Source organism: Frankia sp. BMG5.23 (assembly GCF_000685765.2).
Taxonomy (GTDB): domain Bacteria; phylum Actinomycetota; class Actinomycetes; order Frankiales; family Frankiaceae; genus Frankia; species Frankia casuarinae.
Window position 1 is genome coordinate 32644 of record NZ_JDWE01000019.1, and the last position, 11975, is coordinate 44618.

The 11975-nt window shown below is 70.9% G+C and carries 12 protein-coding genes and 1 pseudogene; 3 read left to right on the forward strand and 10 right to left on the reverse strand.

The features are described 5' to 3' along the window. Positions 1-143: 143 nt before the first annotated feature. The 3 genes from BMG523DRAFT_RS11045 to BMG523DRAFT_RS11055 all read right to left on the reverse strand — a co-directional run bounded on the left by BMG523DRAFT_RS11045 (position 144) and on the right by BMG523DRAFT_RS11055 (position 3791). Complete coding sequence (locus BMG523DRAFT_RS11045; protein WP_043591076.1) at positions 144-2033, reverse strand: toll/interleukin-1 receptor domain-containing protein; 1890 nt, start codon at positions 2031-2033, stop codon at positions 144-146. Further along, positions 2030-3274 (reverse strand): toll/interleukin-1 receptor domain-containing protein, encoded by a 1245-nt coding sequence (locus BMG523DRAFT_RS11050; protein ID WP_011435949.1) that lies wholly within the window; start codon positions 3272-3274, stop codon positions 2030-2032. The genes BMG523DRAFT_RS11045 and BMG523DRAFT_RS11050 overlap by 4 nt, the downstream gene beginning before the upstream one ends. Before the next feature lie 298 nt (positions 3275-3572). Continuing rightward, positions 3573-3791 (reverse strand): hypothetical protein, encoded by a 219-nt coding sequence (locus BMG523DRAFT_RS11055; RefSeq protein ID WP_035730521.1) that lies wholly within the window; start codon positions 3789-3791, stop codon positions 3573-3575. A gap of 307 nt (positions 3792-4098) precedes the next feature. Between BMG523DRAFT_RS11055 and BMG523DRAFT_RS11060 the strand changes: the two genes are divergently transcribed. After that, positions 4099-4674, forward strand: coding sequence for a TerD family protein (locus tag BMG523DRAFT_RS11060; protein WP_023840490.1), 576 nt, complete (start codon positions 4099-4101; stop codon positions 4672-4674). 165 nt (positions 4675-4839) lie between these two features. Here the strand turns inward: BMG523DRAFT_RS11060 and BMG523DRAFT_RS11065 are convergent, their stop codons facing one another. Together BMG523DRAFT_RS11065 and BMG523DRAFT_RS11070 are read right to left on the reverse strand one after the other, a co-directional pair. Then, positions 4840-5448 (reverse strand): DsbA family protein, encoded by a 609-nt coding sequence (locus BMG523DRAFT_RS11065; RefSeq protein WP_011435946.1) that lies wholly within the window; start codon positions 5446-5448, stop codon positions 4840-4842. An 88-nt stretch (positions 5449-5536) separates the two neighbouring features. Continuing rightward, positions 5537-5911: a YkvA family protein gene (locus tag BMG523DRAFT_RS11070; RefSeq protein ID WP_011435945.1), complete on the reverse strand. Its 375-nt coding sequence runs from the start codon at positions 5909-5911 to the stop codon at positions 5537-5539. Positions 5912-6128: 217 nt separating this feature from the next. On the opposite strand from BMG523DRAFT_RS11070, the gene BMG523DRAFT_RS11075 reads away from it, so the two are divergent. Both BMG523DRAFT_RS11075 and BMG523DRAFT_RS11080 read left to right on the forward strand, forming a co-directional pair. Beyond that, on the forward strand, positions 6129-7004 hold the full coding sequence (locus BMG523DRAFT_RS11075; RefSeq protein WP_043591078.1) for a metallophosphoesterase: 876 nt from the start codon (positions 6129-6131) through the stop codon (positions 7002-7004). 140 nt (positions 7005-7144) lie between these two features. Continuing rightward, the gene (locus tag BMG523DRAFT_RS11080) at positions 7145-7900 is read left to right on the forward strand and encodes a 4'-phosphopantetheinyl transferase (protein WP_049761059.1); all 756 of its coding nucleotides are present in this window, start codon (positions 7145-7147) and stop codon (positions 7898-7900) included. Between the two features lie 165 nt (positions 7901-8065). Here BMG523DRAFT_RS11080 and BMG523DRAFT_RS27335 read toward each other — a convergent pair. The 5 genes and pseudogenes from BMG523DRAFT_RS27335 to BMG523DRAFT_RS11100 form a co-directional block, all read right to left on the reverse strand. Beyond that, a pseudogene (locus tag BMG523DRAFT_RS27335) lies at positions 8066-8347 on the reverse strand (hypothetical protein); the annotation flags it as partial. Positions 8348-8456: 109 nt separating this feature from the next. After that, positions 8457-8858 (reverse strand): type II toxin-antitoxin system VapC family toxin, encoded by a 402-nt coding sequence (locus BMG523DRAFT_RS11085; protein WP_043591080.1) that lies wholly within the window; start codon positions 8856-8858, stop codon positions 8457-8459. Then, positions 8855-9091 carry a hypothetical protein gene (locus BMG523DRAFT_RS11090; protein ID WP_011435940.1) on the reverse strand — a complete coding sequence of 79 codons (237 nt, stop codon included), beginning with the start codon at positions 9089-9091 and terminating at the stop codon, positions 8855-8857. The genes BMG523DRAFT_RS11085 and BMG523DRAFT_RS11090 overlap by 4 nt, the downstream gene beginning before the upstream one ends. 35 nt (positions 9092-9126) lie before the next feature. Further along, the gene (locus BMG523DRAFT_RS11095; protein WP_043591082.1) at positions 9127-10257 is read right to left on the reverse strand and encodes an arginine deiminase family protein; all 1131 of its coding nucleotides are present in this window, start codon (positions 10255-10257) and stop codon (positions 9127-9129) included. 417 nt (positions 10258-10674) lie between these two features. Continuing rightward, positions 10675-11961 carry an ATP-grasp domain-containing protein gene (locus BMG523DRAFT_RS11100; protein WP_051623832.1) on the reverse strand — a complete coding sequence of 429 codons (1287 nt, stop codon included), beginning with the start codon at positions 11959-11961 and terminating at the stop codon, positions 10675-10677. Positions 11962-11975: the final 14 nt, after the last annotated feature.

Below are 11975 nucleotides of genomic sequence, written 5' to 3' on the forward strand. Positions count from 1 at the left end.
GGCCTCCCACGTCCACGGCAGCTCGCACAGGTCGGACCACATTCTTCACCGCGGGGATCCGGGTACGGCGGGACGGTCGCGGCGCGCTGCCGCCGGGTGCCGGCCGTGGGGTGTTCGTGCAGCTCATCACGGCTCCGTGCAGCTCACGGCTGATGGTGGAACGGGGAACGGACGAGCTCCGTCACCTCGGCGTCCAACGGCGGCAGCTGGTCGCGAGCGACATCCATGACCCGGTAGGCCAGCAGACTTACATACTCCGCGAAGGCGGCGGGATGGCGCATCAAATCCAGGACCGGAAGGTTGTCATACTGACGACCAAGCTCCATATGCGCGATGTGGAGTTCACGGGCCGCCTCGGGTACCTCGGCGTCCCGCCGCAGCCAGGGCACGGGAATGATCCCGGACGGCGGGTTCCCGCCCGGCTTGGTCGCCCGGCGGATACGTTCCTGAAAAACGCCGAACTCCCGGCCGCACCAGTCGCTCTCAAAGTAGTCGTCACACCACAGCGCGACCAGCACCGGAGCCGTGCGCACCGCGTCGCGCAGCGAGGTCGGCCAGTGCTCCCCGCCGCCCAGCCGGTCGGCGTCGAAGAATCCCGTCGGCCGGATCCGGCGCCGGACCTTGCGGCGCAGCTCCAGCTCGAGCTCCCGATGGAAGATGGCCACGCGATCCCGGTCGTCGCGGTGCGCGTGGCTGGTGAAGAAGTAGTAGGTCGGGGTGCCCGACGGCCCGTGGCTGGGCGGGGGTGAGGAGGGCACTCCAGACAGCAGCGGTGGCCAGGAGGGAAGCTGGTAGGCGGGCACCGGTGATGACATGCCGGGCAGCGCCGAGCCCGCGCCGCTCCAGTGGGATTGCAGCTCGGTCACCAAGCGCCGGAAGTCCACGACGGACCGGTCGTCGCGCGGCGCGACCAGGTCGAGGGCCTGCAGCAAGGCGTCGAGCATGCCGGGATCGGGCTGGCCGACCGCCTCGCTGACCAGCGTGGTCAGGCGGACCGCGACGACCGGGGAGGTCAGCGCGATCGTGCGACCGAGGATCCGTGTCAGCTCGTCGAACCAGTGGTCGAAACCGGCCAGGTCAGCGATGTACTCCACCCGCATCAGGGCCGCGACGAGCTCGTCGACCTCCCGGGGGGGCCAGCCGTGCTTGTTGATCACAGGAATCGATGGTGCCCGCGCCGCGTTGCGCCCTACCGGGTCACGTACCTCGCCTGCGACCATGACGGCGGCCCCGGCCCCGGCTGCGGCCCCGGACGCGGCCCCGGCGGGGGTTCCGGAACCACGCATCGCCTGGGCCCGGGACGACTGGTCACCGCCGGCGGCGTCCCGGACGGCCGGCGTCGGCCGCGACGCCGCCATCTCCAGCAGGCGCCGACACAGTTCCGGCGACACGACCGCCTCGCGGATCAGGTACCCGGCGATCTCCGCGAGCAGGGCGGGCCGGTGTCCGACCAACTCCCCCAGCTGGGCGGCGGTGGCCGGGTCGACCATCGGCGCCGCGCTGGTGAGCAGCATGACCGACTCGCGACGACGCAATGGCCCGATGGGCATCGTCCGGTCCCGCCAGGCGCCCACGGCGCGGTCGGCGATGATGATCACATGCGCCTCGCCGTCGGGCAGGAACTCCGCCACCTCGTCCGGACTGCCCACACCCGCGAAGATGACCAACCATCCCGCGGTGGACTCCGGCCCGGCGTCGGCCGCGCCCGGAGGGGGGCCGGGAAGTTCGGTGCGGGCCCGCTCGTAGAGCTCGCCGATCTGCCCGGGGACGGCGGCGGTCGTCGAGCAGTCCACCCACCACGAGACGTCGTAGCGCAGCTTGAACCGATGCTGGTACTCGCCGGCGAGCTCGGTCTCCCCGATGTCGGACTGGTCCCCCTCCGGCACCAGCACCACCCGCCGATGCCGGGTCAGGCCGTCCCAGATGCGTTCCAGCTCGTCGTCGCGACCGGCGAACAGCTCGTTCTCCCGGCGGCTGCGCCACACCGGGGGCGCATCGCCGGGCCGACGACCGGGCCGGGCGTAGGCGTTCATCGCCGGGCTCCCGCCCGTATCCCCGCCAGCAGTCCGTCGACCGCGGTCGGCTCGAACCGGCTCAGATCCAGCTTCGGCAGCGTCCGCAGCGGCTCGGGTAACGGTTCGCGGTCGATGACCGCCCGGATGACCTGATTCTCGAGCGGTCCCGCCAGCCCCAGCCGCTCCCACGCCTCGATCTCGGTCTCGCCGGGGTTCTCCGGGCGGGGCGGCCGGTAGTGCCGCGACAGCAGGGCCACGGTGACATCCGGCCGGCGCGCGGCGATGCGGTCAACCGTCTCGGCCAGCCGCTCACCTCTACTCTGCGCCCATCTGACCTGCACGACCCGGTGGGAGCCGCGGCGCAGCAGGTATTCGAGCCAGTCCGCCCACTCCTGGTCGGCGCCGACGTAGCTGATGGCGACCAGACGGGAGACCTCCGCCAGCGGCGTCTGCGGCGACGGTACGTCAGACGCCACCGGCGGCGTGGTTCGGCGGGAGGTGGTAGTCGGCGTGGGCACGGGGGGTGCCGTCCCGATCGAAGCCGCGCGCCGCGCCTCGTCGCCGTCGCCGTGGGTCCGGAAACCGGCTCTCCCGTTCCCGTTCACGTTCCCGTTCCCGTTCACGGACCCGGCCAGCGGAAGGAAGGGGGGCATCGCTTCCGACGGGTCCCCGGACGAGCCGGGGTGGGAGCCGAAGGCCGCGGCGGCGCGGCGCACCGCGAGGTCGGGCACCGGGTCCAGGGTGATCTGCTGGGCCGCGACGATCCGCGCCGCGAGCATGCGGACGAACCAGTAGTACCCGCCCGCCCCGAGCAGCATCTTGCGCATCATCCAGAGCAGGCCGCGCTGGCGATAGGTGTCGGGGAGTCCCGCGCTCGCGTCCGCGAGATCCCTCGTCGCGACCGCCGGGACGGGATCCTGCGTCGGACGCCACAGCACCCGGAGGAAACCGTCCTCCAGTCTGGTCGCACCGGCCTTGCTGAAATTTTCGATGCGCGAGTGGAAGACCTCCCACTCGCGCCCGCACCAGGCGTCCCTGAAAAAGGGATCGGAACAGAGCGCCACCATCACGCGGGTTCCGCCGGCGCCGGCGGCCAGGGCCAGGTCGGCGTCCATGCCGGGACGCGGACGGGTGTCCAGGATTCCGCCCACCGCGGAGCCGACCTGAACCCGCAGCTCGTACTCGAGATCGGCGTGAAAGCGCTGCACCCAGCGCCGATCCTCATCTGCCGCATAGGAGATGAAGAAGTAGTTCTTCATCGGGTACCCTCAAAAGCCAGCACCATGCGCCCCCGAACCTACCGTCACCCGGCGGACGGTGGCATCAGACGCTATCAGCCGACCGGCGGCATGGCGATGGCCACCCGCCCGGTTTCCTCAATGATCGTTCAACAACGATCGTTCAACACGGACGTGGCGGGTAGGCCGGTCCATCGAGCACGTCCCACGTTCCACGTCCCACGTTCTGTGGACGTCCACCGCCGGCCACCGGATGCCCCGGGCGGACCTCTCTGCTTTCCGTCAGATTTCCGTCAGCGCGTTTTCCCGGCGGCCTCCCTCAGCGCACTTCCCAGTGCTCGGGTTCGAGCCGAAGCCAACGATCAATCTCCGCTCGCCACCAGATCCGGGTCCCGCCCCAGGTGGCGGTGCGATTTACCACCGCGGCCGGGCTCGGCGCGGCCGGATCGATCCGGAGCCGATGGTCGACCGCCTGGCGGGTCAGACCCAGCGCCCGAGCGATGTCACCGGACCCGACAAGCAACGGTAGTCGATCCACGGTTGCCGACGTTAGCCAATTCGGGCCGGCCGATGCCGCCGGTGGCCGCGCTCCGTCCCCGGCCACGATCCTGGAGACTGCGCAACGATGCCGACACCAATCGGTCGGTGACCATTCCTCCCCAGTAGGCTACCGGTCGTCGGACACCCGTCGCCGCTCGCGACCAGCAGGACCGGCCGAGACCGGTCGGGACAGTCTCCTGGATGCACGCACCAGCGACACGCTCATGTGCTTGGGTAGTCACGTATCGCGAACATCGCACCGGCCGGGGCCGCCGGGCCGGAGAACGTCGTGGGATCGGAGAACCGTGGGCATTGACGTCGTCAAGGGTGGAAGCGTCGCGCTCACCGGAGCCACCGACGGCCTGACGCACATCACCGTCGGCCTCGGCTGGGATCCGAATGCTCCCGGATCGGAGGAGTTCGACCTGGACGCGAGCGCCATTGCCCTGCAGGCGGACGGGCGAGCTCCCAACCGCAGCTATTTCATCTACTACAACAACCTCAGTAGTCCGCGCGGCGAGATCGTGCACCGCGGTGACAACCTCACCGGTGAGGGTGCGGGCGACGACGAACAGATCGAGGTGCGTCTCGACCTGCTGTCCAGTGCAATAACGCGCATCGTCTTCCCGGTCAGCATCCATAACGCCGACTATCGACACCAGAGTTTCGGCGACGTGACCGACGCCTATATCCGGGTCGTCAACGCGTCGACCGATGACGAGCTGGTGCGGTACGACCTCACCACCGCCGCCGCGCGGGACACCTCGATGTTGTTCGGTGAGCTCTACCGGGATCAGGACGGCTGGCGCTTCCGGGCGCTCGGCCAGGGTGGGGTCAGCGGCCTGGCTGCGATCGCCCGCAGCTACGGCCTGGACGTCTGACGCGGCCTGGGCACCTCACGTGACCTGGGCACCTCACGTGACCTGGGCACCTGACGCGGCTTGAACGTCTGACACCGCCGGGCGCCGACAGGGGAATGGCGGGCGGCGCGGCCGCTGTCCCCGGCGCCGTGGGTGTACCGGGACGGACCGAACCGGCCTGGAAGATCAGCGTGGGATGGACGTGTGCTTGAACTCGTTCAACTCGGGCCAACCGGTCACCAGGTCGACGATGCGCTCCACCGCACGGATGGAACCCGCCGGGTCGGCACCGAGCGGCGCACGGTTCATCAGCCGGACGAACACGGCCTGATCACCGGCGATCCAGGTCGGCACGCCCCAGACGGTATGCGAGGCGACGTACTGCTCGTGCTCGGCGCGGACCTTGTCGAGAGCGCCATCGTCAACCCGGGCAAGCACCTCGTCGGCGGGCAGCCCCACCCCCGCGAGCGTCTCCTGGATGACCGCCCGGTCCTCCAGGTGACGGCCCTCGTCGTGACGCGCCGCGAACAGCGCCCGGTGGGCGGAGGGGAACAGATCCGGGTATTCGTCGCGGACGACGACGCCGGCCTGCAGGGCGAGGATCCCGGAGTCCTGCTCGGGCTTCTCCCAGACGGTGGGTTGCCCCTCCTCCACGTGCGCCTGCCCCAGCGAGAACGGGAGAAAGGTGACGTTCCAGTCGGCACCGGCCGCGAGACCAGTCAAAACGTGTTCATGTGCGTTGCGGGCGAACGGGCAACGGTAATCCCAGGTGATCGCGAAGGTGACAGAAGTCATGTCGCGGACAACACCGGGGCCGGTCCCGGTGTTCCAGCCAGCCCCGGTGTTCCAGCCAGCCCCGGCAGCCTGCTCAGCGGCAGCCTGCTCAGCGGGCACCGCGGCGCCGGCCTGATACCCGAGGCGGCGGAGGCTGCCGCGGCATCGGGTGGGGCGCCCGGCCGGGTGGATCGATCCCGGCCGGGTCCAGGCCCCGCCGCGCGGCGATCAGGCCACGCAGGTAGACCACGGTCGCGATGATCACGGTGATGTCGTCGATCAGGCCGATCGGCCCCAGCGGAATCTCCGGGACGGCGTCCACCGGGGAGATGACGTAGGCGAGGCCCGCCAGGGTCGCCACGAGGCCCCGCAACGGCAGCCGGTACTTCCGGACGGCGACCAGCGCGGCCACGGCCAGCGCCAGGACGATCATGACGAGAGCCCCGAGGGCGACGAGCAGCCCGATTCCGACGCTGTCACTCATCGCTGCCCACCACTCATCGCTGCCCGCTGTCGTTCATCGCTGTCCACTCCCGCAAGATCGGCTGGATCCGTCGGCTCATCGTGTCGTCCTCGAGGGATCGTCACCGATCCCTCGCGATGATCCTCGATCAGGATGCCCACCCGGCGCCATCTCGAACACCGGAACAGCATTTTCATCTGGCGGACACGCCGGTGGCCGCGCCGGTAGGCTTCGCCTTGTGTCCCGGACGGATTCCCCGGTTTCGCCCGGGCGGCTGCTGGCCGTCAGTGACGTGCATGTCGCCTACCCCGAGAACCGGCGGATGGTGGAGGACATCGCACCCGGATCATCCGACGACTGGCTGATCCTCGCCGGTGACGTCGCCGAGACGATCGCCGATATCGAGACGACGCTCAAGCAGCTCAGCGGGCGTTTCGCGAAGGTTGTCTGGGTGCCGGGGAATCACGAGCTGTGGACTCCCAAGCAGGACCCGGTGCAGCTGCGCGGCGAACAACGCTACCGGCATCTCGTGGAGATCGCCCGCGGGCTGGGCGTCGTCACCCCGGAGGACCCTTATCCGGTCTGGGAGGGCGCGGGCGGCCCCGTTGTCGTCGCGCCGTTGTTCGTGCTCTACGACTACACCTTTCGGCCCGCCGAAACGGCGACGAAGGAGGAGGCGCTGGCCCTGGCCCGGGAAAGCGGGATCGTATGCACCGACGAATGGGTGCTGCACCCGGACCCGTATCCCACCATCGACGCCTGGTGCCGGGCCCGGGTCGCGCAGACCCGGGCGCGCCTCGGCGACATAGATCCGACAATGCCAACGGTGCTCGTCAACCACTGGCCACTCGTCCGTCAGCCCACCGCGGTACTGCGGTACCCCACATTCGCGCTGTGGTGCGGCACCACGAGCACGGCCGACTGGCACACGCGGTTCCGGGCCAACGCTGTCGTCTACGGTCATCTGCACATTCCCCGCACCACCTGGTACGACGACGTCCGCTTTGAGGAGGTCTCGATGGGCTACCCTCGGGAACGCGCGGCGTGGGGCACGCCATGGTCCGGGCTACGGCAGATCCTGCCCTTCCCCGCACCGCCGGCCCGCCGGGACTGAGCGCGATGCCAGGATCGAGTTCCACGCCGGGATCGAGATTGGCGCCGGGGGCAGGCTCGGCGCCGCCGGGGGCGCCGGCTTCGACGTCAGGGACGGCTACCGGAGTAACGGGTACCGGAGTAAAGAGGGTGGATCCGCGCCTGCTCGCGAGCCTGCTGCCCGCCGCAGCCGTCGCCGTCGAGGCGTTTGAGGACGATCCCTCGGCTGTGCTGTTCCCCGAGGAGGCTGCGCTGCTGAGCCGCGCGGTCGACAAGAGGCGCCGCGAGTTCACCACCGCCCGGGTATGCGCGCATCGCGCGCTGGAGGGGCTCGGACTTCCGGCGGCGCCGATCCTGCCCGGTTCCCGCGGCGCACCCGGCTGGCCGGACGGAGTGGTGGGAAGCATCACCCACTGCGCCGGCTACCGGGCGGCCGCGGTGGCCCGGGCGGCGGAGGTCCACACCATCGGCATCGACGCCGAGCCGAACGAGCCCACACCCGGCGGGGTGCTGAAGGAGATCACCGTTCCCGCCGAGGCGGGCTGGCTCGCGGCCCTCACCCGCACCCGCCCGGCCGTCTGCTGGGACCGGCTGCTGTTCAGCGCCAAGGAGTCTGTCTACAAGGCGTGGTACCCGTTGGCGGAACGTTGGCTCGGCTTCGGGGACGCCGCCCTCGTGATCCACCCGGGCACCGCACCTATGGGCCCGCCGGCACCGAGCCCGGCCGCCCGGGGCACCTTCACCGCGAAACTCCTGGTGGCGGGACCACGGCTGGCCGGCGGTGAGCTGACCGGCTTCGGCGGTCGTTGGCTCTCGGCCCGCGGCCTGCTGGTCACCGCGATCACCGTGCCGCACCTGGACGGCATCCCCATGACGACGGCATCCCCCCAGACGCATCCTGCCTATCCAGAGGGATAAATCGGGCACGAAAGGCTCTGGAAAGACAAGGAACCGAATCCTGGTCAACGGCCGCCGCACGAACCCACCGGACGCGACGCTAGGCAGAGTCGTCCACGTCCACGACGATCTCCCCGCCCAGCACGAAGCCTCCGGACAGACGCAGGTCGTCACCGCTCCAGAACGGAAACGGCCTGCCCAGACCTCCACCGCCGCACGCAGGTCGTGCAACTGCACGCCGCGCTGATGCGTGCCCGCCCAGACGTCCGGCAACGATTTCCCCAGCTCGGCGTGCCACATCAGCGGCGGAAGATCGTCAACGACCACCGCCATGCCGACATGGTTCACCGGGCTGTTGGTCGTCGTCTGGATCGCCCGGTCCGCCGCCGTGCGGCCGCGGAACAGCCACAGGTCGCCGGTCCGCCTCAGTTCCAGGGCATCGGCCAGGCTGATCCGCGAATCAGGCATGCCGGTAGCATGCCGCAGCCGACGCCCCGCAAGCCGACGCTGATGGTTCGACTCCCACCTGACCGGGCTGGGGCTCGGGCTGGAGGCGAGCCGGGTCCGGTCGGAGCGTTCACGGCCCGTTCTGGAGGTCACGGACGGTGCAGCGGAGACCCGGAACGCGGTCGAGTCTCCGGTTGGCCGTGACAAGGTCGGCGTTCAGGGTTTCCGCGAGCGCGATGTAGGCGGCATCGTAGGGCCACATGTTGTGGCGTAGTTCCCAGATCCGGGGGAGGAGCGGGGCGTGGCCATAGCGTCGCAGGTTCATGCGACCAAGCAGTTCCAGGGCACGTGATGCTTCGCCCTCGGGCAGCTTCCCACCGCGGGCGAGGCCGCGCAGCGTCGAGGCGCATTCCAGGTCGACCGCGTGCGGCGCGGCGATCCGCTCCCGGGTGGCCAGGGCACGGACCACGTCGGCGACGTCATCCGTGCCGACCAGAAACTCCACCAGCGCGGAGGTGTCCAGGACGATCATCCACGGTCCGCGCGCATCCGCGCTATCGCGTCCACGACGTCGGTCGCGGTCACCGTGCCGCGGGAGGCGATCGATCGGGCCTGGTCCGCGGCTTCCTCGGCCGTGAGCGTCGCCGCCTCGCCCTCCAGCAGCTGCAGCACATACTGCTGCAATGACCGGCCCGCGCGCGCGGCACGGACCTTGAGGATGGTGAGGGTCTCCTCCGGCACCTCGCGGACATGAATCGTCGCCATGCAAGCATTTTAGTCCCACCGCAAGCGCCATGCCATCAGCGCAGCGGGACGGTGTTGAGCGCCCGGTGCAGGCTGCCGAACTGCTTGTGATGTTCGTCGAACGGCACCGCGACGGTCTGGATCCCGAACCGCGACAGCACCGGTTCGGTCCAGGGCGCACTCGCCGTGGATACCAGGGCGGCCGGCTCCGAGTGGAGGACCGATTCCGACCGGAGGACCGATTCCGGCGGCGCGAAGGCCGGCAGGAAGAACACCCCCGCGGCGAAGGCCGCGACCATGTCCGGTGCCAGCGGACAGACGGCGAGATTGATCGTTCGCAGGGCGTCGACCAGCGTCGTCTCCCGGCCGGCGACGCCGTCGCGTTCCACCACCGCCGGGGCGTGCAGCCGATCGGCGGCGACGAGGGCGATCCCCGGGCCGAGGCCGAGCCAGGAGTTCAGATGGGGCTGGCCGTCACGCCGCAGCTCGTCGCGGACCCGCACCACGTGACCGAAGCTGGCCAGCAGATGCGGACGCAACAGCCCCCAGACCGCCGGGCTGGTCCGCCAACCGGTGCCGAGGACGGCCACATCGCCGCAGCTCACCAGATCCCCGCCTTCCAGGAACAGCGGCTCCGGGACGCGGACCTCGGCCGATCGGCCCCGCAACCCGCGCAGCACGGCCGCCATGACGACCGTCTCGCGGGCCCGGTCCCGGCGCCGCAACCGGCCGACCGCGACCGCTTCACCGAGATCGACATAATGATCACGGGGAAACATCAACCCGGCCAGGGGACGCAGAGCGTAGCTCTCGTCCGCCTGGTCGGGACCGATCACGCCGCGGGCGGCGCCGGGGTCGAGCAGCAGCCGCGGCTGGCGCAGCACCACCGGCACCAGCGCCGGCGCCGACCAGTCGTGGAGCGCCTCGCGGGCGGCGGCCATTCGCAGGTCGTCCTCAGCGCTGACCGCGCGGACGGCGAGCTCGATCAAGACCTCCCGGGGCAGCGCCGCGAGGATCTCGGACGGGGCACAGGGACGGGCCCCGAGGTCGGCGAGCGCCGCTCGCACCGCGGCGGACTCGGCCGCGGCCCGGACCGGGTCGTAGGACGGACGGGGTGCCAGGAACACCGACGTCTCGGCCGGCTGCACCACCGTCGGATTCTGGATGAGAACCGTCGACCCGGTCATCCGGTAACCCCGGTCATCCGGTGACCAGGTCGCGACCGCGCCGGCCCGGCACCCCCGACACCGGCACCCCCGACACCGGCACCCCCGACACCATCACCCCCGCCGCGACGGCGGCACCCGCCACGGCGCGCCCTCGGCCCCCATCGGCCAACGAGGAGAAAGGCACGGAAAAGCGGAACACGGCCGCGGGGAGAGCGTGGAAGCAGCAGCCGCAGACAGATCGACGGCGATGTCCGTACTCACCCGCCGGACGCCGACCCACAGGCCAAGAATCATCTATCTGATTTCTCGCTGGTGCGTTCCACCTCGGCATTATGCGACCAGGACGCGGAGCCCGGGATAGCGCGGGTACGCGACGTGCCGATCGGGCAGGCGTTTACGTGTTCATAATCAGGGTGAGCGACGGCGGCAACGGAATTAGATCCGCATGACAGCCGCGCCGAACGGAGCCCCTGCCGCCGCCACGCGCACCAGCCCGGCGGCGCGTGCCGCCGTGGCCTCGGCATCCATCGGGGTCGGGCCGACCGCCAACACCTCGCCGATGCGGTCGCCCGACGAGCGCAGCGGCGGGATGGACGTGCCCGGGGTGACCGCCAGCGCCACCCGCCGCACCCCGGGCACCGCCCGCGCGACCTCGACGCCGTCGACCGCGTCGACCCGACCGGGTGAGGCACTCAGGAAGCGGATCGCCGCAGCGGCGCTCGCCACCGCGGCCGGCGCGGGCCGCCCCCCGGAAAGAATCTCCAGGTAGTCCGCGGCCAGCGAGGTTCCGTAGGCCAGGTCGATGAGTTCGACCAGACTGTCACCGGGGATCCGCCCGGCGCACTCGATGAGCACCGGGTCGTCCGGGCAGCGGGCGGTCAGCATCCATTCGGCGTGCAGGATGCCGTCCCGGAAGCCGATCGCCGCGATGAGACGCGTCAACGCGCGGCTCAGCACGGCGGTCCTGGCCGCGGGTCCGGGGGCCGGCACGACGTGCCCGGTCTCGACCGGGTGCCGCCCGGGCAGCACCCGCTTCGCCGTCACGTTGACGAAGCTCGGCACACCGTCGCGCACCAGCGCCTCCACGCTGAACTCCGCGCCGACCATCCGGCTCTCCACCAGGTAGCGCCAGTGCAACGGGCGGTTGGGAAGCGCGCCGTCGTCGAGGGCGGCGACCGTCGCCGACCAGATGGCCGCCAGGTCGAGCGGCCCGTCCTCCACCGCGTCGAGGATCTGCACGCCGAGGCTGCCGTGCCGGTTGGCGGGCTTGAGCACCACCGGGCTCTCCACCCCGAAGGCCGCGAGGTCATCCGGGCCGAAGACCTCCCGCCAGCGCGGGGTCGCGATGCCCGCCGCCGTCGCCGCCCGGCGCAGTTCGATCTTGTCCGACAGGCATCGGGCGGCCCCGACTCCCGCGCCCGGCAGGCCCAGTGCGGCCGCGGCCAAGGCCGCGGCGGGGACGCTGTACTCCAGGGCCGGGACGACGGCGGTAAAGGGTCCCCCGGTGGCCGCCGCGGCGAGCACGACGGGGAGGAAGTCCTCGCTCTGGTGGTAGGCCGCCGGGAGCAGGGCCGCCACGCAGGGCAGCTTCTCGACAGCCGGCCGCACCCGCCGCCGGTCGATCAGATCCGGGTCCTCGACGAGGGTGACACTGCCCGGCGGCAGCGCCGAACCCAGCTGGTTGAGCAACGCCTGCCCGAATCCGATCACCAGGACACGCACGGGACGGTCTCCTC

What these genes read in the sequence shown, in the direction of transcription:
- BMG523DRAFT_RS11045 (WP_043591076.1), bottom strand. Translation starts at nt 2,033, where the DNA reads ATGAACGCCTACGCCCGGCCCGGTCGTCGGCCCGGCGATGCGCCCCCG.
- BMG523DRAFT_RS11050 (WP_011435949.1), bottom strand. Translation starts at nt 3,274, where the DNA reads ATGAAGAACTACTTCTTCATCTCCTATGCGGCAGATGAGGATCGGCGC.
- BMG523DRAFT_RS11065 (WP_011435946.1), bottom strand. Translation starts at nt 5,448, where the DNA reads ATGACTTCTGTCACCTTCGCGATCACCTGGGATTACCGTTGCCCGTTC.
- BMG523DRAFT_RS11070 (WP_011435945.1), bottom strand. Translation starts at nt 5,911, where the DNA reads ATGAGTGACAGCGTCGGAATCGGGCTGCTCGTCGCCCTCGGGGCTCTC.
- BMG523DRAFT_RS11085 (WP_043591080.1), bottom strand. Translation starts at nt 8,858, where the DNA reads ATGATCGTCCTGGACACCTCCGCGCTGGTGGAGTTTCTGGTCGGCACG.
- BMG523DRAFT_RS11090 (WP_011435940.1), bottom strand. Translation starts at nt 9,091, where the DNA reads ATGGCGACGATTCATGTCCGCGAGGTGCCGGAGGAGACCCTCACCATC.
- BMG523DRAFT_RS11095 (WP_043591082.1), bottom strand. Translation starts at nt 10,257, where the DNA reads ATGACCGGGTCGACGGTTCTCATCCAGAATCCGACGGTGGTGCAGCCG.